Below are 25,260 nucleotides of genomic sequence, written 5' to 3'. Positions count from 1 at the left end.
GATGTCTGCTTAGGCTTCGCGTCATGGCAGATGGTTCCGATACGACGCTGACGGCTGACAAGACCGCCGAGCAGGCCCCCAACGGCCTGGTCGCGGGCATCAAGTCGTTCGCCGCCGGACACGGCGGGGCGAAGGCGGTCATCGAGTACGTCGGCAAGCGCGGCGCACGGATCGTCCTCGTGGGTGAGGACGGGGTGTGGGCCGACCAGTTCGCCGACGGCACCGACGTCGCGCGGCAGGCCTGCGCCACCGCAGGCGTCGCCGTCGAGAACGCCTGGGAGCGTGAGCTGATGGACCAGATGCGTCCGAGCAACGACCTCTGGCGGTCGATGGCCCGGCGCACGATGGCCCGTTGACATAAATTGACCAACCACCACCAGTCGACCCGGGGGAAACCCCGGGTCGCTCTCGTCACCTGCAAGGCACTGCCCGACCTCGACCCGGACGACCGGCTCGCGCTCGACCCGCTCGCCGCCCGCGGCGTCGCCGCCGAGGCGGTGGTCTGGGACGACCCGGCCGTCGACTGGTCCCGCTACGACCTGGTCGTGCTCCGCTCGCCGTGGGACTACGCGCTGCGCCACGACGAGTTCGTCGCCTGGGCGCGGACGGTGCCCGCCCTGGTCAACCCGGCCGACGTGGTCGCCTGGAACACCGACAAGCGCTACCTGGCCGAGCTCTCGGCGGCCGGGGTGCGCACCGTGCCGACCGCCTGGGTCGAGCCCGGCGCCGACTGGGCCCCGCCCGCCGATACCGGGGAGTACGTGATCAAGCCGGCGGTCAGCGCCGGCAGCCAGGACACCGGCCGCTACGACCTGGCCGACCCGGAGCACCGGGAGTTGGCCGTGGCCCACGTCCGGCGGCTCTCCGCCGCCGGACGGGTCACCATGGTCCAGCCGTACCTGGCGGCCGTGGACACCGCCGGGGAGACCGCGCTGCTCTTCCTGGCCGGGCCGGACGGCCTGGCGTTCAGCCACGCGATCCGCAAGGGGCCGATGCTGACCGGCCCCGACCGCGGCGTGGCCGAGCTCTACAAGGAGGAGCGGATCGACGCCCGGACGGCCACCCCGGAGCAGCTCGACACGGCGGAGAAGACCCTGGCCGTCGTGCCCGGCGGCACCGACCGGCTGCTCTACGCCCGGGTGGACCTGATCCCCGGCCCGGACGGTGCGCCCGTCCTGGTCGAGCTGGAGCTGACCGAGCCGAGCCTGTTCGTCGGCTACGCCGACGGCGCCGCGGACCGGCTCGCCGGGGCGGTCGCCGCCCACCTGGCCCGGCGGTCCTGACCCGCGTCCCGGCCCGCGTCGAGCGGGCCGGGGCCGGCGTCACTCACCGTCGGAGTGGTTGCGCTCCCACCGGCCACCGATCGGCGGGGTGTCCAGCCGGACGGCGGCCTCGTTCCCGGCGAGGTCGTTGTCCTCCACCCGGCAGGAGACGCAACTGCCCGCGCCGGTGATCCAGAGCCCGTAGGTCTGGGTGTGCTCGTCCCGGTGCCAGATCCGGTTGCCCCGCACCGTGGCCGAGTCGAACGGGGCGTTGACCGCGATCCCGGCGCGCTCCGGCGGCCCGGCCGGCAGCTCGTACGGCGTGCCGGGCGCCGGGGTGGCCTCGTTCCAGCCGGTCGCCCCGTCGGGCCGCACCTCGGCCAGGGACAGCTCCGTGTCGGTGTTGTCGGCCACCACCGCGGTCCGCGAGTCGACCCGCAGGATCTTGCCCCGGTGCCCGCCCGGCGGCCAGTCCGCCGCCCCGTCGGTGACCCGGCGCGGGGCGTACCGCACGGTCGCGCCGGAACCGCGGCACTCCGGCGCGGACCGGCGCCCGTTGTCCCGGATCCGGTTGTCCACCACGGCGGCGTCGATCATCGGCCGGTCGATCCGGATCCCGTCCAGCGCGTTCTCCCAGATGTGGTTCCCCTGGATCACCACGTCCTCCGCAGGGCCCCGGTAGCCGTGGCCCAGGTCGTGCTCGTGGTAGCCGTAGCCGCCGTTACGGCTGATCCGGTTGCCCCGGATCACGTACGGACCGGGGGTGTTGCCCATGCTGATCCCGTCGCCCACGTTGCGGTCGATCACGCAGTCGGTCAGCAGCCCGCCGCGGCCGGCGATCCCGGCCGTGCCGTTGGCGGAGACGTCGAAACCCGCCTCCAGGTTGTTCGTCAGGGTGCAGGCCGAGACGATCAGCCCGTCGGCCCCCCAGTCGGAGATGCCGAACCGGTTCGCCTGGCTGTGGCAGCCGACGATGCGGAAGCCGCGCGGGGGCGGCCAGTAGTCCTTCTGCAGCTCCAGGAAGATCCCGTTGGTCCCGTTGCCCACCGTGGTGCAGTTGGCGATGGTGAGCCGCTCCACGTCGCCCCAGCCGCCGATGCCGACGCCGATGCCCGCGCCGCCCATCTGCTCGCCGTTGTCCAGCCGGCCGCAGCCCACCACGACCACCCCGTCGATCAGGCCGTCCTGGAGGAAGTCGCAGCCCAGGCCGGTCGCCCCGGTGTGGTGGATGTAGAGGTTGCGGAACACGCCGCGCACCACGTACTGGAGGCCGAGGCCCTTGGCCAGGTAGTTGTACTGGGTCATGCCGACGCCGGAGCCGTCGATCTCGAAGTCGGCGAAGGTGCAGTCGGCGATGTGCCGGTCCCGGTCCGCGCCGTGCTGCACGGTGGTCCAGAACGCCAGCGGGACGGGATCGTTCCGGTTGCCCTCGTTGCTGAGCAGGAACCGGGTGGCCGCCGACCCCGCGCCGATCAGCGACACCCCGCTGCGCCAGACGGTGCCGGCGTCCCGGATCGAGTAGATGCCCGGCGGGCAGTAGATCACCCGGGCCCGGCCGTCGGCCTCGTAGCCCTCGCCCAGCCGGTCCACGAGGGCGGCCAGCGCGGGCTGGTCGTTGGTCACGCCGTCGCCGGTGACCCCGAAGTCGTGGGCGTCGCACCACAGCGGCGCGCCGGCCACCGGTGTCAGCCGCTGCGGGACGGTCGTGGACAGGCCCTTGCGCGACACCGGCGGCTCCCCTCGGGCGGACGGTCCGTGGCGCGGACCGCATTCCCGCTGCCGGCGGGGGGGTAACGCCGGGGCGGCCTCAGGCGGCGGCGGTGACCGGCTGGTCGGCCGGGGTCGCCGCGGTGGTCGGGGCCGGCGGGGTGGCCGGGCGCCGCTCCCGGGTGGCCCAGAGCACGCCCAGGGTGGCCAGCAGCACCAGGCAGGAGCCGAGCATGTGCGCGGCGACCAGCACCGCGGGCAGGTGGGTGAAGTACTGCACGAAGCCGATCAGGCCCTGGCCCAGCTCGACGGCGACCAGCACCCCGGCGGCCCGGGCGGCCCGGGCGGCGCCCACCGCGCGGAACGCGAAGAGCAGCGCCACCGAGAGGCCGATCAGCAGGAACACCCCGTCGGCGTGCACCTGGGAGATCGCCTCCGGGTCCAGGCCGTTGCGGGCCGCACCCTGGTCGCCCGCGTGCGGCCCGCTGCCGGTCACCCAGGTGCCGACCACCAGCACGGCCGCGCTGACCACGGTGGCGAGCCAGGCGAGGGTACGCAGCGGCGCCGGCACGGTCGGGCGGACCGGCCCGTCCGGCTCGCCGGTGCGCCGCCAGAGCGCGTACGCGGCGGCGATCACCACCATCGAGGCGAGGAAGTGCAGCCCGACCACCCAGGGGTTGAGGTTGGTGAGCACGGTGATGCCGCCGATCACCGCCTGGGCGGGGATGCCGAAGAGCACGCCGATCGCCAGCGGCAGCAGGCCGCGGGGGCGGGGCCGCTGGGCCAGCACGGCGAGCACCACGGCCAGCGCGATGACCCCCACCGCGAAGGTGAGCAGCCGGTTGCCGAACTCGATCACCCCGTGCACGCCCATCTCGGCCGTGGTGTGGTACGACTCGTCGGTGCACCGCGGCCAGGTGGGGCAGCCGAGACCGGACGCGGTGAGCCGGACGGCCCCGCCGGTGACCACGATCGCCACGTTCGCGATGATCGAGGTGTACGCGAGGCGGCGCAGCAGCGTGGGGGAGACCGGGAACCGGACGGAAGCCTTCACGGAGCGAATCCTACGCACCGTAGTGGATCCCGATCGGGTGACTCCGCCGCACCGGTGGTCGGGATCACCGGACCCCGGGTTTGCGGGCCTCCGGCGAATTACGTAACGTTGGCGTTGTGAAAAACGCGGCGGCGCCCTCGGGGCACCAGCAGGCGACCATTCCGGTCGTCGGCCCCGCCGCGTCCACCGATCTTTCCACCCGCGACCGGGTGACCCAGCTGCTGCTGGAGCAGGGGGCGACCACCGCCGCCCAGCTCGGCTCGGCGCTCGGGCTCAGCCCGGCCGCGATCCGCCGGCACCTCGACGCGATGCTCGCCGAGGGCGACGTGGAGGCCCGCGAGCAGGTCGTGCGGGGCAGCCGGGGCCGGGGCCGACCGGCCAAGGTCTTCGTGCTGACCGAGGCGGCCCGGGTGCGCTGCGGCACCCACCACTACGACAACATCGCCACCGCCGCGCTGCGCTGGATCGCCCGCGCCGGCGGCTCGCGGGCCGTCGAGGCGTTCGCCGCCGAGCAGGTGACCGCCCTGGAGGAGCGCTGCCGCGCCGCCATGGAGGACGCCGGCGACGACCCGCTCGCCCGGGCGGAGGCGCTCGCCGGGGCGCTGACCGCCGAGGGCTACGCTGCCAACGCGTCCACGATCGCCTCCGGCGGCCAGCTGTGCCAGCACCACTGCCCGGTGGCGCACGTGGCCGCCGAGTTCCCCCAGCTGTGCGAGGCCGAGACCGCGGTGATCTCCCGTCTGGTCGGCACCCACGTGCAGCGCCTGGCCACCATCGCGCACGGCGACGGGGTGTGCACCACGCACATCCCCACCCAGCCGCGTGCCCAGTCCGGTAACACCGTCACCACTGTGAGGACAGATAGATGACCGAGCAGATCGTCCAGCCCCTGACCCAGGAGGAGCAGCTTGCCGCCCTGGGCCGCTACGAGTACGGCTGGGCCGACCCCGACGTCGCGGGGGCGTCCGCCCAGCGCGGCCTCAACGAGGCGGTGGTGCGGGACATCTCGGCCAAGAAGAACGAGCCGGCCTGGATGCTCGACCTGCGCCTGAAGGGCCTGCGGCTGTTCGACCGCAAGCCGATGCCGGCCTGGGGCGCGGACCTCACCGGGATCGACTTCGACAACATCAAGTACTTCGTGCGGTCCACCGAGAAGCAGGCCACCAGCTGGGAGGACCTGCCCGAGGACATCAAGAACACCTACGACCGGCTGGGCATCCCCGAGGCGGAGAAGCAGCGGCTGGTCGCCGGCGTCGCGGCGCAGTACGAGTCCGAGGTCGTCTACCACAAGATCCGTGAGGACCTCGAGGAGCAGGGTGTCATCTTCCTCGACACCGACACCGCGCTGCGCGAGCACGAGGACATCTTCAAGGAGTACTTCGGCACGGTGATCCCGGTCGGCGACAACAAGTTCGCCGCGCTGAACACCTCCGTCTGGTCCGGTGGCTCGTTCATCTACGTGCCGAAGGGCGTGCACGTGGAGATCCCGCTGCAGGCCTACTTCCGGATCAACACGGAGAACATGGGCCAGTTCGAGCGGACGCTGATCATCGTCGACGAGGGTGCGTACGTGCACTACGTCGAGGGCTGCACCGCGCCGCTCTACTCCTCCGACTCGCTGCACAGCGCGGTCGTGGAGATCATCGTCAAGAAGAACGCGCGGTGCCGCTACACGACCATCCAGAACTGGTCGAACAACGTCTACAACCTGGTCACCAAGCGCGCCGTCTGCCACGAGGGCGCCACCATGGAGTGGGTCGACGGCAACATCGGCTCCAAGGTCACCATGAAGTACCCGGCGGTCTACATGACCGGCGAGCACGCCAAGGGCGAGGTGCTCTCGGTGGCCATGGCCGGCGAGGGCCAGCACCAGGACGCGGGCGCCAAGATGGTGCACGCCGCGCCGCACACCTCCTCGACCATCGTGTCGAAGTCGATCGCCCGGGGCGGCGGCCGCACCTCCTACCGGGGCCTCGTGCAGGTGCTGGAGGGTTCGCACAGCAGCCGGAGCACGGTCAAGTGCGACGCGCTGCTGGTCGACACCATCTCCCGCTCCGACACCTACCCGTACGTCGACATCCGCGAGGACGACGTGTCGATGGGGCACGAGGCGACCGTCTCCAAGATCAGCGACGACCAGCTCTTCTACCTGATGAGCCGGGGCCTGAGCGAGGACGAGGCGATGGCGATGATCGTGCGCGGCTTCATCGAGCCGATCGCCAAGGAGCTTCCGATGGAGTACGCGCTGGAGCTCAACCGCCTGATCGAGCTGCAGATGGAGGGTGCGGTCGGCTGACGCCGGCCCACTCTCCGGTTCACCTGACACCGCCGTCGCCAGAACAGACCAAGGAAGAGATGACTACCCAGGCTTCCGCGCCGCCCGCGACCAAGTCGCAGGCGCTCCGCTCGTACGACGTCGCCGACTTCCCGGCCCTCACGGGCCTGGAGGAGGAGTGGCGCTTCACCCCGCTCAAGCGCCTGCGCGGCCTGGTCGGTGGGGCGCAGGCCGCGACCGGCACGGTCCGCCACGAGCACGGCGACCTGCCCGCGGGCGTCACCGTCGGCCGGATCGGCAAGGACGACCCGCGGGTGGGCAGCGTGCTCACCCCGTTCGACCGGGTCAGCGCGCTGGCGTACGGCGGGGTCGACGAGGCGCTGCTGGTGCAGGTCGCCCGGGACGCGGTGGTCGAGGCGCCGGTGAGCCTGCGGGTGGTCGGCGGCGGCGCCGAGGCGGTCGCCCTCGGCCACACCTTCGTCGAGGTGGGCCGGTTCGCCGAGGTGACCCTGGTGCTGGAGCACGTCGGGTCCGCCACCCTGGCCGACAACGTCGAGGTGTCGGTGGGCGACGGCGCCAAGCTGACGCTGGTCACCATCGCCGATTGGGCCGACGACGCGGTGCAGGCGCAGCACCTCAAGGTGAAGCTGGGCCGCGACGCCAAGGTGGTGCACGTCCAGGTCAGCCTCGGCGGCGACCTGGTCCGGCAGTACACCTCGGTGGAATACACCCAGCGCGGCGGCGAGGCCGAGCTGTACGGCCTCTACTTCGCCGACTCCGGCCAGCACCTGGAGCACCGGCAGCTGGTCGACCACACCGTGCCGGACTGCCGCAGCTACGTCGGCTACCGGGGCGCCCTCCAGGGCGACAGCGCGCACACCGTCTGGGTGGGTGACGTGCTGATCCGGGCCGAGGCGACCGGCACGGACACCTACGAGATCAACCGGAACCTGCTGCTCACCGACGGCGCCCGGGCGGACTCGGTGCCCAACCTGGAGATCGAGACCGGCGAGATCGCCGGCGCCGGGCACGCGAGCGCGACCGGCCGCTTCGACGACGAGCAGCTCTTCTACCTGATGGCCCGGGGCATCCCGGAGGGCGAGGCCCGCCGCCTGGTGGTCCGCGGCTTCTTCGCCGAGCTGATCAACAAGATCCCGGTCGAGGAGCTGCGCGAGCGGCTCGGCGACGCGATCGAGGCCCGCCTCGCCAAGGCCGGGGCCTGATGATCAAGATCTGCTCCACGGAGGACGTGCCCAAGGGCACCGCGATCAGCGCCGACGTCGACGGCACCCAGATCGCCGTCGTGCACGGCGAGGACGACGTCTTCTACGCCGTCTACGACGAGTGCTCGCACGCCGCCGTGGCCCTCTCCGAGGGCGAGGTCGACGGGTGCACGCTGGAATGCTGGCTGCACGGATCCCGTTTCGACCTACGGACCGGCGAGCCCACCGGGCTGCCCGCGACCGAACCCGTTCCCGTCTACCCCGTCGAAGTCCGCGACGGCGACATCTACGTCAGCCTGACGCCGAGCAATGGAGTGACCCGATAATGAGCACCCTGGAGATCCGCGACCTGAAGGTGTCGGTCAAGCTGCCCGAGGGTGAGCTCAAGCCGATCCTGCATGGGGTAGACCTGGCGGTTAATTCGGGTCAAACCCACGCGATCATGGGCCCGAACGGCTCCGGCAAGTCGACCCTGGCGTACTCGATCGCCGGCCACCCCAAGTACGAGATCACCGGCGGCTCGGTGACCCTCGACGGCGAGGACGTGCTGGCCATGTCCGTCGACGAGCGGGCCCGCGCCGGCCTCTTCCTGGCCATGCAGTACCCGGTCGAGGTCCCCGGCGTCTCGGTGGCCAACTTCCTGCGCACCGCCAAGACCGCCATCGACGGCGAGGCGCCGAAGCTGCGCACCTGGGCCGGCGAGCTGCGCGGCGCCATGGAGAAGCTCCAGATGGACCCGGCGTTCGCCCAGCGCAACGTCAACGAGGGCTTCTCCGGCGGCGAGAAGAAGCGGCACGAGATCGTGCAGCTCGAGCTGCTCAAGCCGAAGATGGCCATCCTCGACGAGACCGACTCCGGCCTCGACGTGGACGCGCTGCGCGTGGTCAGCGAGGGCGTCAACCGGGTGCGCGACACCGGCGACACCGGCCTGCTGCTGATCACCCACTACACCCGGATCCTGCGCTACATCAAGCCCGACTTCGTGCACGTCTTCGTGGCCGGCCGGATCGTCGAGCAGGGCGGCCCGGAGCTGGCCGACAAGCTCGAGGAAGAGGGCTACGAGCGGTACGTCGCCGGGGCCGGCTCGGCGCGGGCCTGAGCGGGCACCCGATGACCTCGATCGCGATCCCGTCGGGCATGCCGCAGTACGACGACGTGCCGCGTTACGACGTGGCCAAGGTGCGGGCCGACTTCCCGATCCTGGACCGGGAGGTCAACGGGCACCCGCTGGTCTACCTCGACAGCGCCAACACCTCGCACAAGCCGCGGCAGGTGCTCGACGTGCTCGCCGAGCACTACGCGCGGCACAACGCCAACGTGTCCCGCTCGGTGCACACGCTGGGCACCGAGGCGACCGAGGCGTACGAGGGGGCCCGGGCGAAGATCGCCGCCTTCATCAACGCGCCCAGCGTCGACGAGGTGGTCTTCACCAAGAACTCCACCGAGGCGATCAACCTGGTGGCGTACGCGTTCTCCAACGCCTCGCTGCGCCCGGACGCCGACCCGCGGTTCCGGATCGGGCCGGGTGACGAGATCGTCATCTCCGAGATGGAGCACCACTCGAACATCGTCCCGTGGCAGCTCCTCGCGGAGCGGACCGGCGCGACCCTGCGCTGGTTCCCGGTCACCGACCACGGCCGGCTCGACGAGTCCGGGCTGGACGACCTGGTCACCGAGCGGACGAAGATCGTCTCGCTGGTGCACATGTCCAACATCCTCGGCACGGTCAACGCCACCTCGCGGATCACCCAGCGGGTCCGGGAGGTGGGCGCCCTGCTGCTGCTCGACTGCTCGCAGTCGGTGCCGCACATGCCGATGGACGTGGTCGACTACGACGCCGACTTCATCGTCTTCACCGGCCACAAGATGTGCGGTCCGACCGGCATCGGCGTGCTCTGGGGCCGGGGCGAACTGCTCGCCGCGATGCCCCCGGTGTTCGGCGGCGGCTCGATGATCGAGACCGTGTCGATGGCGCGCTCCACGTTCGCCGCGCCGCCGGCCCGGTTCGAGGCGGGCACCCCGCCGATCGCCGAGGCGGTCGCGCTCGGCGCGGCGGTCGACTACCTCACCGGGGTCGGGATGCAGGCCATCCAGTGGCACGAGAAGGAGCTGACGGCGTACGCGCTGGACGCCCTCGCCACCGTGCCCGGGCTGCGGATCTTCGGCCCGAACGTGCCGGTCGGCCGGGGCGGGACGATCTCGTTCGCGCTCGGCGACGTGCACCCGCACGACGTCGGGCAGGTGCTCGACTCGCTCGGCGTGCAGGTCCGGGTGGGGCACCACTGCGCCAAGCCGGTGTGCACCCGGTTCGGCGTGCCGGCCACCACCCGGGCGTCGTTCTACCTGTACACCACGACCGAGGAGATCGACGCGCTGGTGGCCGGTCTCGAGCAGGTGCGGAAGGTGTTCGACTGATGCAGCTCGACCAGCTCTACCAGGAGATCATCCTGGACCACTACAAGCACCCGCACGGCCGTGGCCTGCGGGACGCGACGGACCCGGCCGCCCGGGTCGGCGAGGCGCACCACGTCAACCCGACCTGCGGCGACGAGATCACCGTGCGGGTGGCCACCGACGGCAAGGTGTTCACCGACATCTCGTACGACGGGATGGGCTGCTCGATCAGCCAGGCGTCGGCCAGCGTGCTGCACGAGCTGCTGCGCGGCCGGGCCGCGGACGACGCCGGCGCGGTGCACGAGGCGTTCGTGGAGTTGATGTCCGGGCGTGGCCAGGTCACGCCGGACGAGGAGGTGCTCGGAGACGGGGTGGCGTTCGCGGGTGTCGCGCGCTACCCGGCCCGGGTCAAGTGCGCGCTGCTGTCGTGGATGGCGTTCAAGGACGCCGCGGCACGCGCCGGGGTGGGCGTGAGCCCGGAGGTGAAGGCATGAGCAGCGAAGAGACCGCCTCGACGCCGGAGACCGGCGCGGTGGCGACCGACAGCGCGGCGGCGAACGGTGCGCCGGCCGGCGGCAAGGCCGTGATCGATGACATCGAGGAGGCCATGAAGGACGTGGTCGACCCCGAGCTGGGCATCAACGTGGTCGACCTCGGCCTGGTGTACGGCGTCCACGTCGACGACCAGAACGTGGCCACCCTGGACATGACGCTGACCTCGGCGGCCTGCCCGCTGACCGACGTGATCGAGGACCAGGCCCGGCAGGCGCTGACCACCGGCCCGGGCGGCGGACTGGTCAGCGACATCCGGATCAACTGGGTCTGGCTGCCGCCGTGGGGTCCCGACAAGATCACCGACGAGGGCCGCGACCAGCTCCGCTCCCTCGGCTTCAACGTCTGACCGTCCCCGGTCCCGGTCGAGCGCGACACCCTGCGGGTGTCGCGCTCGACCCGTCTCGGCGGGCTGAGATCTTGGTGCCAACCGGCCCCTACCGGGGCCATTTCCGTCCAAGGTCTCTGCCGGGCCGCTCGCACCGCCACCCCACCGAAAAACGGGTGGCGGGGTGGGGGAGTGGGGTGCAGGATGGGCCGGTGATCGAGGCGTACCCGAAGCAGGTTCCTGTCCGTGCGGCCACCGCCGCGCGTCGACAGCGCATCCTGCCGCCGGCCGCCTCGACCCGCCGCCCACCGTCGTGACCGGGGCGTTCCTCGCCGGTCTGGTGGCCGGCTACGGCGTCGCCGTGCCGGTCGGCGCGATCGCGATCCTCATCCTCGGGCTCAGCGCCCGGACCTCCTTCCGGGTCGGCGCGGCCGCCGCGCTCGGGGTGGCCACCGCAGACGGCCTCTACGCGGCGGTGGCGGTACTGGGCGGCGCCGCCGTCGCCGCCGTGATCGCGCCGGTCGCCGAACCGCTGCGGCTGGTGGCCGCGGCGGTGCTGTTCGCCCTTGCCGCGCACGGCGCGTGGCGGGCGCTGCGGTCCCGCGCCGCGGCCAGGGCCGCCGCCGTCAACCGTGGCCTCGACACCGCGGGGCGGGCGTTCGGCGGCATTCTGGCCCTGACCCTGCTCAATCCGGCCACCGTCATCTACTTCGCCGCGCTCGTCCTCGGCCGCAACGACGCGACCGGCCGGGACCCCGTGGGTGCGGCGCTCTTCGTGCTCGGCGCCTTCCTCGCCTCGGCCAGTTGGCAGTTGCTGATCGCCGGCGGCGGCACCCTGGTCGGTCGGGTCCTCACCGGCCCCCGGGGTCGTCTGGTGACCGCCCTGGCGTCCAGCGCGATCATCGCCGCGCTCGCCGTCGTCACGCTGCTGGGCTGACCCGCAGCGCATCGATGGCTGCCAGCGGCCGCCGTCCTGTCAGGAGTGCCACCTGTCCGGCTGATGTCGAGGATCCCTCGTCCGCCTAGGGTTTCTGACCATCCGTGGATCATCCGCGTACGCCCCGTGGATCCGGGAGCGTGGGCGGCTCCACCCACTCCTCACCGAGCAGGGGGACGACGACTTGAGGATCACTCTGGTACGACCGCGCCGGTCGACAGACCGTCGGGCGCGACGCGGGCGGATCGCGGGCCTCCTGGTCGCCGCGCTGGCGGCGGCGGTGCTGCCCGCGCTGGCGGCCCCGGCCCCGGCCGGCGCGGCCCCGCCCGCCGGGGGCCCGTGGCACAAGGTGGACGGTAAGCCCGCGCCGACCAAGGCCGGCCGGAAGGCGACCGTGCACGCCGAGCGGCTGACCACGTACACCCTGGACCGGAAGAGCATGAAGGGCGTCCTCGACAAGGCGCCGCCGGAGCGGAACCGGGCCCTCCGCGCGCCGGCCCAGGGCGTGACGCTGCCCGCGCCGGACGGGACGTTCCAGCGGTTCGAGCTGGTGGACTCGCCCGTGATGGAAGCCGGCCTGGCCGCGGCGCACCCGGAGATCAGCACGTACGCCGGTCGGGGCCTCGACGACCCGACCGCGACCGTGCGCGCGGACCTGACTCCGCTCGGCTTCCACGCCTCGGTCCGCTCGGCGGCCGGCAACTGGTACGTCGACCCCTACTACCACCTGGACCAGAGCCTCTACGCGAGCTACTTCGCCCGCGACCTGGAGAACCCGCACGGCGACCTCGTCGAGCGCGAGGATGTCATGGCGGCCGCCCAGGCCCTCGAGGGCGAGGTGGGCGTGGCGCCCACCGAGGTCCCCACCGGACCGGTGGTGAAGCTGCGCACCTACCGGGTGGCGCTGGTGACCGACCCCTCCTACGCCACCTTCTTCGGCGCGGAGAACGTCACCGCGGCCAAGGTCACGCTGATGAACCGGGTCACCCAGATCTACGAGGACGAGACCGCGATCCGGCTCGTGCTGATCAACGACACGGAGAAGACCAACCTCAACACCCCCGCGCTGGCCACCGAACCCAACGGCCCGTGCGGCGCGGCGGCGTGCTTCACCCCGGCCCAGCTCAGCTCCTGCGGCGGCGGCACGCTCAGCCGCAACCGGATCGTGCTCGGCCAACTCGTCGGCGCGACCAACTACGACGTGGGCCACGTCGGCCTCGGCGTGAACGGCGGCGGCGTGGCCAGCCTCGGCGTCATCGGCGGCAACGGCAAGGCCCAGGGCTGCACCGGCCTGCCGACACCGGTCGGTGATTTCTACGCGGTGGACTACGTGGCGCACGAGATGGGCCACCAGTTCGCCGGCAACCACACCTTCAACGGCAACCAGTGGAACTGCTCGGGTGGCAACCGGAGCGGGGCCAACTCGTACGAGCCGGGCAGCGGATCCTCCATCATGGCCTACGCCGGGATCTGCCAGCAGGACAACCTCCAGCCGCACAGCGACCCGTACTGGTCGCACCGCAGCTACACCGAGATCACCAACTACGTCACCGCCAGCCGCCCGGCGATCAACGAGGTGCAGACGGTCTCGCTGCGCGACCTCGACACGGACGGCGACTCGTTCACCGTGTCCTGGAACGGCGTCGAGTCCGCGCCGATCGTGCGGGGCGCCAACTACAGCACGGCCGGCATCAAGGCGGCCGTCGAGGCGATCGCCGGCTGGCCGGCCGGTGCGACGGTCACCGTGGCCGCCTTCGGCGGCACCGGCCTGCTCAACGACACCGGTTTCCAGGTCACCTTCGGTGGCACGCTGGCCGCGACCAACGTCGCCCCGCTCGCCCTGGCGGGCCTCTCCGGCGCGTCCGGGTTCGTCGGTGAGACCGCCAAGGGCGGCGCCATCGACAACGGCGGCTTCCTGGTCGAGGAGACCGCGAACCACGCTCCGGTGGTCACCGTGCCGGACACCGTCACCATCCCGGTACGCACCCCGTTCGCGTTGTCCGGCAGCGCCACCGACTCGGACGGCGACACCGTGACGTACATGTGGGAGCAGAACGACCGGGGGGGCGCCACCGGCACCGCGCTGGTGAACAACACCAAGGTCAACGGCCCGCTGTTCCGGGTCTTCGGCACGGCCGCGTACGTCTCGCCGAGCGACACCCTGAAGTACCACTCGCCCGGCCTGAACGCGGTCGACACCGACCCGACCCGGGTCTTCCCGGACCTGCCGCAGATCCTGGCGGGCAACACGAACGCCAAGACGGGCGCCTGCCCGGCCGCGCCGGCGCCGCCGACCAGCGGTGGCGCCACCAACGTGCTGCCGGAGCTCGTCGACTGCTACTCGGAGTTCCTGCCCACCCGGGACTGGGTCGGGTTCACCAACGACCGGACCATGCACTTCAAGCTGACCGCCCGGGACGGCCGTCCGGGTGGCGGCGGCGTCGGCAGCGCCGACGTCGCGGTGGTGCTGGCGCCGGACACCGGGCCGTTCCTGGTCACCTCGCAGGGTTCCGCCGCCGTCCTGGACGGTGGCTCCACGCAGGCGGTGACCTGGGACGTGGCCGGCACCGACGCGGCGCCGGTGAACGCCGGCCAGGTGAAGATCACGCTCTCCGCCGACGGCGGGAGGACCTTCCCGTACGTGCTGGCCGAGAGCACTCCGAACACCGGCAGCGCGACGGTGACCCTGCCGAACGTGGCGACGAAGCAGGCGCGGCTCCGGATCGAGGCGGTCGGGAACGTCTTCTTCGACCTCAACGACGCCGACCTCACCATCCGGGCCGTGCCCGTGGTGTCGAACGACGCCCCGGCGGGTGGGGCCGCCGTCCAGTACAGCGACGGGCTCGCGCCGACGGTCACGGTCACCGCGACCGACGCGGACACCGTCGGGGCGGAGCTGACCGCGTCCGCCGCCGGCCTGCCGGCCGGCCTCTCCCTGGCCGTCTCGGCCACCTCCGGCGCCGGGACACCGGGTACGCGGAGCTGGACGGTGACCGGGGCGACCAGCGCGGCGCCGGGCGACTACCCGGTCACCGTCACCGTCACCGACGGGACCGGCCTGGTCGCGGCCACCTCGTTCACGATCCGGGTCGACGCCGAGGACGCGGCGGCGAGCTGGGCCGGTGACACCCTGGTGACCACCGACGGCGCCGGGAGGGCCCTGCTGCGGGCCGTCGTCCGGGACAGCGCGGTGCTGCCCGGTGCCACGGACACCACCGCGGGGGACATCCGCAACGCCACGGTCACCTTCGCCGAGGGCGGCGTGCCGCTCTGCACCGGCGTGCTGGACCTGCTCGGCGCGGCCAGCAGCAGCGCATCCGCATCGTGCGAGGCGACCCTTCCCGCGGGCAGCCACACCGTCACCGCGACGGTCGGCGGCCACTACACGGGCAGCACCAGCGCCCAGGTGACCGTGGCCGCCTCCGACGGGTCGTTCCTCACCGGTGAGGGTGCGCTGGCCGCGGGCCGGCCCGCCGGTCGCTACCCGGCGGCCACCGGATCGTCGGTGACCGTCGACCTGGTCGCCAAGGCGGCCCAGCCCGCTAAGAGCCCGACCGGTTCCGCGACCATCGGGTTCCGGTCCGGCGGCCGGAACTACGAGATCCGGGGCACCGCCGTCGAGGGCGTCGGCCTGACCAGCAGCGGCGGGGCGGCCCAGGTGCGCTACCGGGCCAGCCTGGTCGACCGCACCGGGACGGTGGTGGCCGACGGGCTGACCCTGGCCGTGACGGTGACCGACCACGGTGCCCCCGGCCGGTCCGACAGCGTCGGGATCACCCTGTGGCAGGGCGGTGCGCTGCTCTTCTCGTCCGACTGGACGGGGGCCGGCACCGCCGAGGTGAGGCTGACCAGCGGAAACCTCAGCGTCCACTGATCGACGGGCGACGCGGGAGGGCACCGGTCCGGTGTCCTCCCGCGTTCCGTTTCTCCCCGTCGGATCCGGCCGCTTCCCGGTGCCGTACCGTCGTCGCATGAGCAGCCGACCCGCGGCCGGGGGCGGCCGGTGGGTCGAGGTCGACCCGGCCCGTGTCACCCGCTGGGTCGAGGGCTTCACCGACCGGCACGGCCCGCACACCACCACGATCGAGGGGTACGGGCTGCTGCTCGCCGCCCCGGACGGCGCCACCGCCGAGCTGCACACCCCGCCCGGCGCCCCGGCCGCCGCCGACGTGCCCGGGTTCGTGGCCGCGGCCGGCGCGCCCCGCCGGCTGGGCCTGCTGCTGGCCCGCAAGGGCGCGGTGGCGGTCGGCGTCGCCGACGGCCCCGACCTGGTCGTCTCCAAGGTGGACACCCGGTACGTGCAGGGGCGCACCGCCGCCGGGGGCTGGTCCCAGCAGCGGTTCGCCCGGCGGCGGGACAACCAGGCGAAGGCGGCGTTGGGCGACGCGGCCGAGCTGGCCGTACGCCTGCTGTTGCCGGAGGCGGCGAGCCTCGCGGCCGTGGTCGGCGGCGGAGACCGGCGGGCCGTGGACACCGTGCTGGCCGACCGGCGGCTGGCCCCGCTGGCCGCCCTGCGCGCGGAGCGGCTGCTCGACGTGCCCGAACCCCGGCACGCGGTGCTGGTCGGCGCGGTGGCCGCCGCCCGCGCGGTGCGGATCCTGATCCGCGACCCGGCCCCCGACGGCGCCGGCTGACCTCACCGATCGGCGACGGTCCGCCCTCCAGGCTGTCGTGGCGGACGGAGGCGGTCGCCGCTGATCCGCACCCCGACGACCCGGACCGGCCGCCCCGCTGACCGGCGGCCTGGATCAGCCGTCCGCCGACGGCCCCCAGGCCGCGGCGATCCGGTCGAGGAACTCGTCCTGGTGGTCGGGGAGGCGGCCGGCGAGCGGCAGCGGGACGAACCGGCAGGCGAAGCGCAGCCCGCCGTCCTCGCCGTCCCCGGCGACCCGGTGCACCCAGGTGCCGGCCGTCCCTCCGGTGGCGAGGAGCTGGACGTACGTGGTCTGCCGGGCCTGGCCCGTCACCGGGTGCGGCCACTCGCTGACGCCCAACTCGGCGACCGCCGCGACGCCGGTCAGCCCGGTCTCCTCGGCGACCTCACGGACGGCCGCCTCGGCCGGGGTCTCGCCCGGTTCGACGCCGCCTGCCGGGACCTGGGTGCCCGCCTCGGGGAAGTCGACGTGGTCGAAGACGAGCAGCTCGGGGCCGTCCGGCGTCCGCCGGAGGACGTACGCGGCGACCCGGAGCCGGGGTGGGACGCTCATCCGGACATCCTGCCCCGGCCGGGTTCGCCCTGGTGCCCGCCGACACGACGGGACCCCGGCGCCGGGGTGGTCGCCGGGGTCCGGGTGCGGTCGGTCGGCGTTACAGGGTGCCGCCGAAGGTGTCGCAGGCCTTCGGGTCGCCGGTGGAGAAGCCCTTGGTGAACCACTGCTTGCGCTGCTCGGAGGTGCCGTGGGTGAACTCGTCCGGGTTCACCGGCCGGCCGGAGCGCTGCTGGATCGCGTCGTCACCGATCTTCTCGGCCGTGTCGATCGCCTGCTGGATGTCCTGGTCGGTGATGCTCTTGAAGATCTTCTGGCCCTTCTCGTCGGAGGTGCCCGTGGCGTTCTTCGCCCAGGCGCCGGCGTAGCAGTCGGCCTGGAGTTCCAGCTTCACCGAGAGCGTGTTGGCGTTCTGCGGGTCGCGCTGCTGCTGGCGGCGCATCTGCGCCTCGGTGCCGAGCAGGTCCTGCATGTGGTGCCCGTACTCGTGGGCCAGCACGTACGGCTGGGCGAACTCGCCCTCCGCGCCGAGCTGGTCGGCGAGCATCCGGTAGAAGGTGAGGTCGATGTAGACCAGGTCGTCCGCCGGGCAGTAGAACGGGCCGACGCCGGAGTCGGCCGCGCCGCAGCCGGTGCTCACGTTCTGGCTGAAGAACACCGTCTTCGACGGCTTGTACTGCTCGCCGAACACCTCCGGCATGGCGGTGCGCCAGTACGCCTGGATCGAGTTGACGTAGAGGGTGTTGCGGCAGTCGAGCTGCTCCAGCGCGTCCTGCGCCGAGCACTTCTGCTCCAGCGAGGTGTTGTCGCCCTGCTCGGAGCCGCCGCCGTTGGTGGCCGCGTTCAGCCCGAAGCCGCCGCCCACGAGGGCGACCAGGACGGCGATGATGATGCCCACGATCCCGCCGCGGCCGCCGCCGATCGGGATCGGGATGCCCATCCCGCCGCCTCCGCCGGACCCTCGCCGATCCTCCACCTGGCTGGTGTCGACCCGCGCGTTCTCGTTCAGCTCCATGTTGACCCCGATCACCGATTAGTCCGTGTGTGGTGGTTGCGGTACCGGACCGGGTCCGGACGGGGTTTTCGGTACCCGATGATCTTGCGCGGTAATCCGGCGAGGCCGCCGCGGGCCGCCCGGTACACTTGATCCGTGCTGCGCTGCGAAGGCTGAACGGCCCCGCGCCGACGGGAACTGATGACCCGCCGGCGCTTTCGCGTGCCCTGAGTCAGCCCTTCGCCGAACCCCGAGAGCGAGTACCCGGAAATGATCACTGCCACCGGCCTGGAACTGCGCGCCGGTTCCCGGATCCTGCTGTCCGACACCACGCTGCGGGTGCAGCCGGGTGACCGGATCGGCCTGGTCGGCCGCAACGGCGCCGGCAAGACCACCACCCTCAAGGTGCTGGCGGGCGAGGGTCAGCCGTACGCCGGGCAGCTCGACCGGCGCAGCGCGATCGGCTACCTGCCGCAGGACCCGCGGACCGGTGACCTGGACGTCACCGGGCGGGACCGGGTGCTCTCCGCCCGCGGGCTGGACGTGCTCATGGCGCAGATGACGGAGCTGGAGGCGAAGCTCGCCGAGGGCGCCGACGACGAGAAGCTGGTCCGCCGCTACGGCGCGCTGGAGGACCAGTTCGCCTCCCTGGGCGGCTACGCGGCCGAGGCCGAGGCGGCCCGGATCTGCGCCAACCTGGGCCTGCCCGACCGGGCCCTGGCGCAGACCATCGGCACCCTCTCCGGCGGCCAGCGCCGCCGCATCGAGCTGGCCCGGATCCTGTTCCGCGACGCCGGCGAGAACGGCGGCGGCATCCTCCTGCTCGACGAGCCGACCAACCACCTGGACGCCGACTCGATCACCTGGCTGCGCGGCTTCCTCGCCAACCACAAGGGCGGCCTGATCGTGATCTCCCACGACGCGTCCCTGCTGGAGGCGGTGGTCAACAAGGTCTGGTTCCTGGACGCCACCCGCTCGGTGGTCGACGTCTACAACCTGGGCTGGAAGGCGTACCTGGAGGCGCGGGAGACCGACGAGCGGCGCCGCCGCCGGGAGCGGGCCAACGCCGAGAAGAAGGCCGGCGCGCTGAAGGCCCAGGCGGACAAGATGCGGGCCAAGGCCACCAAGACCGTCGCCGCGCAGAACATGGCCCGCCGGGCCGAGAAGCTGCTGTCCGGCCTGGAGGACGTCCGGGTCGCCGACAAGGTGGCGAAGGTGCGCTTCCCCACGCCGGCGCCGTGCGGTAAGACCCCGCTCACCGCCTCGGGCCTGTCCAAGTCGTACGGGTCGCTGGAGATCTTCACCGACGTCGACGTGGCGGTGGACCGCGGCTCCCGGGTGGCCATCCTGGGCCTCAACGGTGCCGGCAAGACCACCCTGCTGCGGATGCTCGGCGGCCTGCTCGAACCGGACACCGGCGAGGTGCGCCCCGGGCACGGCCTGCGGCTCGGCTACTACGCCCAGGAGCACGAGACGCTGGACGTGGAGCGGAGCATCCTGGAGCACATGCGCAGCGCCGCGCCGGAGCAGACCGACACCGACCTGCGCAAGATCCTCGGCGCGTTCCTCTTCTCCGGCGAGGACGTGGACAAGCCGGCCGGGGTGCTCTCCGGCGGCGAGAAGACCCGGCTGGCCCTGGCCACCCTGGTCTGCTCCGGCGCGAACGTGCTGCTGCTGGACGAGCCGACGAACAACCTCGACCCGGTCAGCCGCGAGCAGGTGCTGGACGCCATCGCCCGCTACCCCGGCGCCATCGTCCTGGTCACCCACGACCCGGGCGCCGTGCTGGCCCTCAAGCCCGACCGCGCCATCCTCCTCCCCGACGGCGACGAGGACGCCTGGTCCGACGACCTCCTGGAGCTGGTCGAACTGGCCTGACCCGGTCAGGGGAGCAGGTGGGGGAGGACGCCGGAGGTGGTCAGGATGACCACGCCGAGGGCGATGAAGACGGCCGGGACCAGCCAGTGGCCGGCGCGGCCGACCAGGGAGACCACCCGGGGGTGGCTGCCGAGCAGGGCGGCGACCACGCACCAGATGGCCACCAGGACGGCGAAGACCAGCAGCCAGACCAGGCCGGTGGCCGGGTTGAGCGAGCGGAACACCGGCACGTAGACGGCGATGTTGTCGGCGCCGTTGGCCACGGTCACCCCGGCCACGCCGAGCAGGCTGCCGACCACGGCCGGCGGCTCGTCGTCGCCGCGGGTCAGCAGGGCGCGCACACCCAGCCCGATCGGCAGCAACCCGAGCAGGCCGGTCCACGGGTCGGGCACCACCAGCAGCCCGGCGGCGACCACCACCGCGACGCCGACCAGCGCGCCGATGCCCGCGTACTGGCCGGCGACGATCTGCCAGGGGCGGGGCCGGCCGGTGCCGCGGGACGCCACGAAGAACACGGTGAGCACGACGATGTCGTCGATGTTGGTGGCGGCGAAGACCCCGGCGGCGGCGGCCACCGCGGCGAGCGGTTCGATCACGCGTGGGAGCGTACGGGTCGGCCGGCCGGTCGGCCTCTCATGATCCAGCCGGCCGACGCCGGATGACCGGTCAGAAGGATCACTCTATCGGGAAGCTGACATTGCATAGCGTGTCGGTTGGCGAATAGTTGATATCTGGCGCATGATCGTTCGAGGCGGTCTAATAGGTGGGACCGTATCCGAACCGCACAGTCTGGGACGTGAGGAATCAGCATGGCAGCCACCGGCACAGCCACCAGCACTGAGAAGGGTCGCCGGATCGTCGGGGCCGAGCGCCAGACGCTCGCCAAGGACCTGGTAAAGCGGTACACCTCGGGTGAGAGCATCCGTGCGCTCGCGGCCTCGACCGGCCGCTCCTACGGATTCATCCACCGGGTGCTCACCGAGTCCGGGGTGCAGCTGCGGCAGCGCGGCGGCGCCCGGCGCCGCAAGAAGGCGTGACCCGCCCCCCAGCGTCGTCCATCAGCGCCGCGCTCCGGGTGGTCCGGTGACCGCCGAGACGACCGGAGTGCGACTCGACTGCGACGGGCCGGTCGCGACGGTGACGTTGTGCCGGCCCGACGTGCTCAACGCCCAGACCCCGGCAATGTGGCGCGCGATGAGCGACTTCTCCCGGGATCTGCCCGGCGACGTCCGTGTCGTCGTGGTGCGCGGCGAGGGGCGGGCCTTCTCCGCCGGCCTCGACCTCTCGGTCGCCGGTTCCTCCGGCCCGGGCTCCTTCGCCGAGCTGTCCACCCTGCCCGAGCAGGAGTGCGCCGACCGGATCGCCGAGTACCAGGGCGGCTTCACCTGGCTGCACCGGCCGGACGTGATCTCGATCGCCGCCGTGCAGGGCCACGCCATCGGCGCCGGCTTCCAACTCGCCCTCGCCTGCGACCTGCGGGTGCTCGCCGAGGACGCCAGGCTCTCGATGGCCGAGGTGACCATCGGCCTGGTCCCCGACCTGGCCGGCACCAAGCGCCTCGCCGAACTGGTCGGCTACTCCCGCGCGCTGGAGATCTGCGCCACCGGCCGCCGGATGGACGCCGCCGAGGCGGACCGGATCGGCCTGGCCACCCTCGTCGTGCCGCCCGGGGAGCTGGACGGCGCGGTGCGCGACCTGACCGCCGGCCTGCTGGCCAACAACCGGGACGCGATCGTGGAGATCAAGGCGCTGCTCGCCGGGGCGGGCGGGCGCACCCACGCCGAGCAGCAGCGGGCCGAGCGGGAGGCGCAGACCCGGCGGATCCGCGACCTGGCCGGCCGGGGCGAATAGTAAGGACCGTTCGGGAAGATCCGGGTTACTCGCGAGGTTGTCGTAGTCGTCGGGAGAATTGACCCCGACGGTCCACGGCTGCCGACGACCCGGAGGTGACGAGTGTCCAACCCGATGGCCGGTGGCGGCATGGGCGGCTGGAGCATGCTCCGGTCGATGCGCAACCGCGACGAGATCTCCACCCACCAGCTCAAGCGCGGCACCGCCAAGCGGATCGTCGCGTTCGCCCGGCCCTACCGGCGCGACATCATCGTCTTCCTGATCACCGTGGTGATCGCCGCCGTGATCGGGGTGGCCACCCCGCTGCTCGCGGGTGACGTCATCGACGCGATCGCCGGCGGCGGCTCCGACGCGGGCGCCACCGTGGTCCGGCTCGCCCTGATCATCGCCGCGCTGGCCGTCGCCGACGCGCTCTTCTCGCTGGCCCAGCGGTGGTATTCGGCCCGGATCGGCGAGGGCATCATCCTCGACCTGCGGACCCGGGTCTACGACCACGTCCAGCGGATGCCGCTGCAGTTCTTCACCCGCACCCAGACCGGCGCCCTGGTCAGCCGGCTCAACAACGACGTGCTGGGCGCCCAGCGGGCGTTCACCTCGACGCTGTCCGGGGTGGTCAGCAACGTCATCCAGCTCGTGCTCACCGCCGGGGCGATGCTCGTCCTGTCCTGGCAGATCACCGTGCTGGCGCTGGTGCTGCTGCCCATCTTCATCATCCCGGCCCGCCGGGTCGGTAAGCGGCTGGCCGAGATCACCCGCGAGTCGTACAACCTCGACGCCAAGATGAACGCGACCATGACCGAGCGGTTCGGCGTCGCGGGCGCCCTGCTGGTCAAGCTCTTCGGCTCGCCCGAGGTGGAGGCCGCCCGGTTCGCCCAACGGGCCGAGCGGGTCCGCGACATCGGCATCCAGTCGGCCATGTACTCGCGCACCTTCTTCGTGGCCATGCTGCTGGTCGCCTCCCTCGCCCAGGCGCTCACCTACGGGCTCGGCGGCTGGCTCGCCGTCACCGGCGCGGTCAGCGCCGGCACCGTGGTCAAGCTGGCGCTGCTGCTCACCCGCCTCTACGGCCCGCTCACCGCGCTCTCCAACGTCCGGGTCGACGTGATGAGCGCGCTGGTCTCCTTCGACCGGGTCTTCGAGGTGCTCGACCTGCGCCCCGGCATCGAGGAGAAGCCCGCCGCCGTGCCGGTGCCCCGGGGCAACGGCCGGGTCGAGTTCCGGGACGTGCGGTTCCGCTACCCGAGCGCGGCCGAGGTCTCGCTGGCCTCGCTGGAGGAGGTCGCCGCGCTCGACCGCACGGTCAACGAGCCGGTGCTCAAGGGCGTCTCGTTCGCCGTCGAGCCCGGGCAGATGGTGGCCCTCGTCGGCCCCTCGGGCGCGGGCAAGTCCACGCTCTCCATGCTGATCTCCCGGATCTACGACGTGAGCGACGGCCAGGTGCTGGTCGGCGGGGTCGACGTCCGGGATGCCACGCTCGCCTCGCTCCGCGACGAGATCGGCGTGGTCACGCAGGATTCGCACCTGTTCCACGAGACCATCCGCGAGAACCTGCGCTACGCCAAGCCGGACGCCACCGACGACGAGATCTGGGCCGCGCTGGCCGGCGCGCAGGTCGCCGACCTGGTCCGCGCCCTGCCCGACGGGCTGGACACCACGGTCGGCGAGCGCGGCTACCGCTTCTCCGGCGGCGAGAAGCAACGCATCGCCATCGCCCGGCTGCTGCTCAAGGCGCCGTCGATCGTGATCCTCGACGAGGCCACCGCGCACCTCGACTCGGAGAGCGAGGCGGCGGTGCAGCGGGCGCTGTCGGTGGCGCTGACCGGGCGTACCGCGCTGGTGATCGCGCACCGGCTCTCCACCGTCCGCGACGCCGACCAGATCCTCGTCCTCGACGAGGGGCGGATCGTCGAGCGCGGGCGGCACGACGAGCTGGTCGCCGTGGGCGGGCTCTACGCCGAGCTCTACCGCACCCAGTTCGCGGTCACCGACTCGCCGGCCCCCTACGCGGAGCCGGAGCAGCCGGGGCCGGTGGTCACCGTGCCGGTCGGCACCTACGTGGCACAGGAGGCGCTGCCCCCGGCCGCCGCCAACTAGCCCTGGCCGGCAACCGCGGCAGCACGCAGCTCGCCGAAGGCCGCGCCGAGGGTCTCCGGGGTGAAGTGCGCGTTCAACCCGCTCGGGTTGGGCAGCACCCAGAGCCGGGCCGCCGCGAGCGGTTCCGGCTGCGGCCCGAAGCCCGCCTTCGGCCGGGCGAACCCGATCCGGTACGCGGTCACCCCGACCACCGCCACCCAGCGCGGCCGGTACCGCGCCACCTTGGCGGTCAGCTCCCGCGCCCCCTCGACCAGCTCCTCGGCGGTCAGCTCGTCGGCGCGGGCGCTGGCCCGGGCCACCATGTTGGTGATGCCCAGCCCGAGACCGGGCAGCTCGTCCTGCTCGCTCGGGTGCAACTGGCGCGGGGTGAAGCCGCCCCGGTGCAGCGCCGGCCAGAACCGGTTGCCCGGGCGGGCGAAGTGCCACCCGGTGGCCGCCGACCACAGGCCCGGGTTGATGCCGACGAAGAGCACGTCCAGCCCGGGCGCGATGACGTCCGGGAGGAGCCGGTCGGCGGCCGCCGCGAGCTGCTCCTTGCTGGGGCGGGGATAGCGCCGGGCCGGCGACCCGGGTGCGGGGTCCGGCCGGCCGCCGGCGGGACGGCGTCGGTCGCTCACAGGCCGCGCAGCGCGCCGCCGTCGACCGGCACGGTGACTCCGGTGACGTAGCCGGCAGCGGGGGAGAGCAGGAAGGCGGCCACCCGGCCGAACTCGGCGGGGTCGCCGATCCGGCCCAGCGGGATCGACGCCTCCGCCTCGGCGCGGGCCCGCTCCGGGTCGCCGCCGGCCGCCAGGAGTTCCCGGTTACGGTCGGTCATGATCCGCCCCGGCAGGAGGCTGACCACCCGTACGCCGCGGGGACCGTGCTCGTCGGCCAGGTCCTTGGCCACCCCGGCCAGGCCGGGGCGCAAGCCGTTGGAGATGCCGAGCCCGGGCAGCGGGCTGCGTACCGAGGTGGACAGCACCAGCCCGATGGCGCCCCCGTCGGTGAGCGCGGCGGCCACCGTGCGCGCGGTGCGGACGCTGCCCAGGAAGACCGTCTCGAAGGACTCCCGCCACTGCTCGTCGGTGACCTGGGCGGCGGTGCCCCGGGGCGGGCCGCCCACCGAGATCAGCGCCCCGTCGAGCCGGCCGAACTGCTCGCGCGCCGCCGCGACGAGCCGCTCCGGGGTGCCCGCGTCGGTGAGGTCCGCGGTCAGCCCGATGACCCGCTCCGGCCCGCCGAGCGCCTCGACGGCGGCGGCCACCCGCTCGGGGTCGCGGGACGAGATCACCACGCGGGCGCCGTCGGCGACGAGCTGCTCGGCGGTGGCGAAACCGAGGCCGCCCGAGGCGCCGGTCAGCACGTACACCCGGTCGGCGAGTCCGAGATCCATGGGGCCGATCCTGCCGTACCGCGGAGGGGCCTGCCGCCGTGGCAGGGCGGCGTCGGCCTGGCGGTCAACTCGTTCTCGCAGAGCGTCAACACCGGCGGCACCACGCCGACCACGCCGCCGGCCACCACC

The 25,260-nt window shown here is 72.9% G+C and carries 24 protein-coding genes; 17 read left to right on the top strand and 7 right to left on the bottom strand.

The window, feature by feature from the left end; genetic code table 11:
- Positions 1–23: 23 nt before the first annotated feature.
- Positions 24–356 carry a hypothetical protein gene (locus ABZV78_RS18305; RefSeq protein ID WP_355639961.1) on the top strand — a complete coding sequence of 111 codons (333 nt, stop codon included), beginning with the start codon at positions 24–26 and terminating at the stop codon, positions 354–356.
- Positions 357–362: 6 nt separating this feature from the next.
- On the top strand, positions 363–1,283 hold the full coding sequence (locus tag ABZV78_RS18300; protein WP_355639959.1) for a hypothetical protein: 921 nt from the start codon (positions 363–365) through the stop codon (positions 1,281–1,283).
- Between the two features lie 39 nt (positions 1,284–1,322).
- On the opposite strand, the gene ABZV78_RS18295 is transcribed toward ABZV78_RS18300, so the two are convergent.
- Positions 1,323–2,990, bottom strand: coding sequence for a right-handed parallel beta-helix repeat-containing protein (locus ABZV78_RS18295; RefSeq protein ID WP_355639957.1), 1,668 nt, complete (start codon positions 2,988–2,990; stop codon positions 1,323–1,325).
- A gap of 79 nt (positions 2,991–3,069) precedes the next feature.
- Positions 3,070–4,041: a COX15/CtaA family protein gene (locus tag ABZV78_RS18290; protein WP_355639955.1), complete on the bottom strand. Its 972-nt coding sequence runs from the start codon at positions 4,039–4,041 to the stop codon at positions 3,070–3,072.
- 98 nt (positions 4,042–4,139) lie between these two features.
- On the opposite strand from ABZV78_RS18290, the gene ABZV78_RS18285 reads away from it, so the two are divergent.
- The 11 genes from ABZV78_RS18285 to ABZV78_RS18235 all read left to right on the top strand — a co-directional run bounded on the left by ABZV78_RS18285 (position 4,140) and on the right by ABZV78_RS18235 (position 16,366).
- Complete coding sequence (locus ABZV78_RS18285) at positions 4,140–4,892, top strand: ArsR family transcriptional regulator (RefSeq protein WP_355639953.1); 753 nt, start codon at positions 4,140–4,142, stop codon at positions 4,890–4,892.
- Positions 4,889–6,319: a Fe-S cluster assembly protein SufB gene (gene sufB, locus ABZV78_RS18280; RefSeq protein WP_091270091.1), complete on the top strand. Its 1,431-nt coding sequence runs from the start codon at positions 4,889–4,891 to the stop codon at positions 6,317–6,319. The genes ABZV78_RS18285 and sufB overlap by 4 nt, the downstream gene beginning before the upstream one ends.
- A 59-nt stretch (positions 6,320–6,378) precedes the next feature.
- Positions 6,379–7,521: a Fe-S cluster assembly protein SufD gene (sufD, locus tag ABZV78_RS18275; protein ID WP_355639951.1), complete on the top strand. Its 1,143-nt coding sequence runs from the start codon at positions 6,379–6,381 to the stop codon at positions 7,519–7,521.
- A complete protein-coding gene (locus tag ABZV78_RS18270) occupies positions 7,521–7,847 on the top strand; it encodes a non-heme iron oxygenase ferredoxin subunit (protein WP_355639949.1) in 327 nt (108 codons plus the stop codon). Before sufD ends, ABZV78_RS18270 begins: the two co-directional genes overlap by 1 nt.
- Entirely contained in the window at positions 7,847–8,620 is a 774-nt protein-coding gene (gene sufC / locus ABZV78_RS18265) for a Fe-S cluster assembly ATPase SufC (RefSeq protein ID WP_355639947.1), read from the top strand. The genes ABZV78_RS18270 and sufC overlap by 1 nt, the downstream gene beginning before the upstream one ends.
- Positions 8,621–8,631: 11 nt before the next feature.
- Positions 8,632–9,936 (top strand): cysteine desulfurase, encoded by a 1,305-nt coding sequence (locus ABZV78_RS18260; RefSeq protein WP_355639945.1) that lies wholly within the window; start codon positions 8,632–8,634, stop codon positions 9,934–9,936.
- Entirely contained in the window at positions 9,936–10,409 is a 474-nt protein-coding gene (gene sufU / locus ABZV78_RS18255) for a Fe-S cluster assembly sulfur transfer protein SufU (RefSeq protein ID WP_355639944.1), read from the top strand. The genes ABZV78_RS18260 and sufU overlap by 1 nt, the downstream gene beginning before the upstream one ends.
- Positions 10,406–10,816 (top strand): metal-sulfur cluster assembly factor, encoded by a 411-nt coding sequence (locus ABZV78_RS18250; protein WP_355639942.1) that lies wholly within the window; start codon positions 10,406–10,408, stop codon positions 10,814–10,816. Before sufU ends, ABZV78_RS18250 begins: the two co-directional genes overlap by 4 nt.
- 292 nt (positions 10,817–11,108) lie before the next feature.
- Positions 11,109–11,732, top strand: coding sequence for a LysE family transporter (locus ABZV78_RS18245; protein ID WP_355639940.1), 624 nt, complete (start codon positions 11,109–11,111; stop codon positions 11,730–11,732).
- A gap of 184 nt (positions 11,733–11,916) precedes the next feature.
- A complete protein-coding gene (locus ABZV78_RS18240; RefSeq protein ID WP_355639938.1) occupies positions 11,917–15,606 on the top strand; it encodes a M12 family metallo-peptidase in 3,690 nt (1,229 codons plus the stop codon).
- Positions 15,607–15,703: 97 nt separating this feature from the next.
- Positions 15,704–16,366, top strand: a complete 663-nt coding sequence (locus ABZV78_RS18235) for an acVLRF1 family peptidyl-tRNA hydrolase (RefSeq protein ID WP_355639936.1) — start codon at positions 15,704–15,706, stop codon at positions 16,364–16,366.
- 114 nt (positions 16,367–16,480) lie between these two features.
- Here ABZV78_RS18235 and ABZV78_RS18230 read toward each other — a convergent pair whose 3' ends face one another.
- Together ABZV78_RS18230 and ABZV78_RS18225 are read right to left on the bottom strand one after the other, a co-directional pair.
- Positions 16,481–16,939 carry an NUDIX domain-containing protein gene (locus ABZV78_RS18230; protein WP_355639934.1) on the bottom strand — a complete coding sequence of 153 codons (459 nt, stop codon included), beginning with the start codon at positions 16,937–16,939 and terminating at the stop codon, positions 16,481–16,483.
- 100 nt (positions 16,940–17,039) lie between these two features.
- Positions 17,040–17,954 (bottom strand): neutral zinc metallopeptidase, encoded by a 915-nt coding sequence (locus ABZV78_RS18225; protein ID WP_355639989.1) that lies wholly within the window; start codon positions 17,952–17,954, stop codon positions 17,040–17,042.
- 249 nt (positions 17,955–18,203) lie between these two features.
- Here ABZV78_RS18225 and ABZV78_RS18220 point away from each other — a divergent pair, with 249 nt between their 5' ends.
- The gene (locus ABZV78_RS18220; RefSeq protein WP_355639932.1) at positions 18,204–19,811 is read left to right on the top strand and encodes an ABC-F family ATP-binding cassette domain-containing protein; all 1,608 of its coding nucleotides are present in this window, start codon (positions 18,204–18,206) and stop codon (positions 19,809–19,811) included.
- Between the two features lie 5 nt (positions 19,812–19,816).
- Here ABZV78_RS18220 and ABZV78_RS18215 read toward each other — a convergent pair whose 3' ends face one another.
- The gene (locus ABZV78_RS18215) at positions 19,817–20,407 is read right to left on the bottom strand and encodes a cadmium resistance transporter (protein ID WP_355639930.1); all 591 of its coding nucleotides are present in this window, start codon (positions 20,405–20,407) and stop codon (positions 19,817–19,819) included.
- Positions 20,408–20,620: 213 nt separating this feature from the next.
- Here ABZV78_RS18215 and ABZV78_RS18210 point away from each other — a divergent pair, with 213 nt between their 5' ends.
- The 3 genes from ABZV78_RS18210 to ABZV78_RS18200 all read left to right on the top strand — a co-directional run bounded on the left by ABZV78_RS18210 (position 20,621) and on the right by ABZV78_RS18200 (position 23,756).
- Positions 20,621–20,848, top strand: a complete 228-nt coding sequence (locus tag ABZV78_RS18210; protein ID WP_007462679.1) for a helix-turn-helix domain-containing protein — start codon at positions 20,621–20,623, stop codon at positions 20,846–20,848.
- Positions 20,849–20,894: 46 nt separating this feature from the next.
- Complete coding sequence (locus tag ABZV78_RS18205; protein ID WP_355639929.1) at positions 20,895–21,662, top strand: enoyl-CoA hydratase/isomerase family protein; 768 nt, start codon at positions 20,895–20,897, stop codon at positions 21,660–21,662.
- A gap of 114 nt (positions 21,663–21,776) precedes the next feature.
- Positions 21,777–23,756 (top strand): ABC transporter ATP-binding protein, encoded by a 1,980-nt coding sequence (locus tag ABZV78_RS18200; protein ID WP_355639987.1) that lies wholly within the window; start codon positions 21,777–21,779, stop codon positions 23,754–23,756.
- On the opposite strand, the gene mug is transcribed toward ABZV78_RS18200, so the two are convergent.
- Positions 23,753–24,373, bottom strand: a complete 621-nt coding sequence (gene mug / locus ABZV78_RS18195; protein ID WP_355639927.1) for a G/U mismatch-specific DNA glycosylase — start codon at positions 24,371–24,373, stop codon at positions 23,753–23,755. The two genes, ABZV78_RS18200 and mug, sit on opposite strands and share 4 nt — an antisense overlap.
- On the bottom strand, positions 24,370–25,131 hold the full coding sequence (locus tag ABZV78_RS18190) for an SDR family oxidoreductase (protein WP_355639925.1): 762 nt from the start codon (positions 25,129–25,131) through the stop codon (positions 24,370–24,372). The genes mug and ABZV78_RS18190 overlap by 4 nt, the downstream gene beginning before the upstream one ends.
- Positions 25,132–25,260: the final 129 nt, after the last annotated feature.

Origin of the sequence: Micromonospora sp. NPDC004540, from assembly GCF_040610095.1 — a bacterium.
Classification (GTDB): domain Bacteria; phylum Actinomycetota; class Actinomycetes; order Mycobacteriales; family Micromonosporaceae; genus Micromonospora.
Note: the sequence above shows the minus strand (reverse complement) of the source record. Positions and strands in the feature narration are given on the sequence as shown.

Bases quoted from the DNA above. Each gene is read 5' to 3' on its own strand.
- ABZV78_RS18235 (WP_355639936.1), top strand. From the start codon at position 15,704: ATGAGCAGCCGACCCGCGGCCGGGGGCGGCCGGTGGGTCGAGGTCGAC.
- ABZV78_RS18220 (WP_355639932.1), top strand. From the start codon at position 18,204: ATGATCACTGCCACCGGCCTGGAACTGCGCGCCGGTTCCCGGATCCTG.
- sufC (WP_355639947.1), top strand. From the start codon at position 7,847: ATGAGCACCCTGGAGATCCGCGACCTGAAGGTGTCGGTCAAGCTGCCC.
- ABZV78_RS18210 (WP_007462679.1), top strand. From the start codon at position 20,621: ATGGCAGCCACCGGCACAGCCACCAGCACTGAGAAGGGTCGCCGGATC.
- ABZV78_RS18260 (WP_355639945.1), top strand. From the start codon at position 8,632: ATGACCTCGATCGCGATCCCGTCGGGCATGCCGCAGTACGACGACGTG.
- ABZV78_RS18200 (WP_355639987.1), top strand. From the start codon at position 21,777: ATGGCCGGTGGCGGCATGGGCGGCTGGAGCATGCTCCGGTCGATGCGC.
- ABZV78_RS18270 (WP_355639949.1), top strand. From the start codon at position 7,521: ATGATCAAGATCTGCTCCACGGAGGACGTGCCCAAGGGCACCGCGATC.
- sufB (WP_091270091.1), top strand. From the start codon at position 4,889: ATGACCGAGCAGATCGTCCAGCCCCTGACCCAGGAGGAGCAGCTTGCC.
- ABZV78_RS18190 (WP_355639925.1), bottom strand. From the start codon at position 25,131: ATGGATCTCGGACTCGCCGACCGGGTGTACGTGCTGACCGGCGCCTCG.
- ABZV78_RS18230 (WP_355639934.1), bottom strand. From the start codon at position 16,939: ATGAGCGTCCCACCCCGGCTCCGGGTCGCCGCGTACGTCCTCCGGCGG.
- ABZV78_RS18225 (WP_355639989.1), bottom strand. From the start codon at position 17,954: ATGGAGCTGAACGAGAACGCGCGGGTCGACACCAGCCAGGTGGAGGAT.
- ABZV78_RS18250 (WP_355639942.1), top strand. From the start codon at position 10,406: ATGAGCAGCGAAGAGACCGCCTCGACGCCGGAGACCGGCGCGGTGGCG.
- sufD (WP_355639951.1), top strand. From the start codon at position 6,379: ATGACTACCCAGGCTTCCGCGCCGCCCGCGACCAAGTCGCAGGCGCTC.
- sufU (WP_355639944.1), top strand. From the start codon at position 9,936: ATGCAGCTCGACCAGCTCTACCAGGAGATCATCCTGGACCACTACAAG.
- ABZV78_RS18305 (WP_355639961.1), top strand. From the start codon at position 24: ATGGCAGATGGTTCCGATACGACGCTGACGGCTGACAAGACCGCCGAG.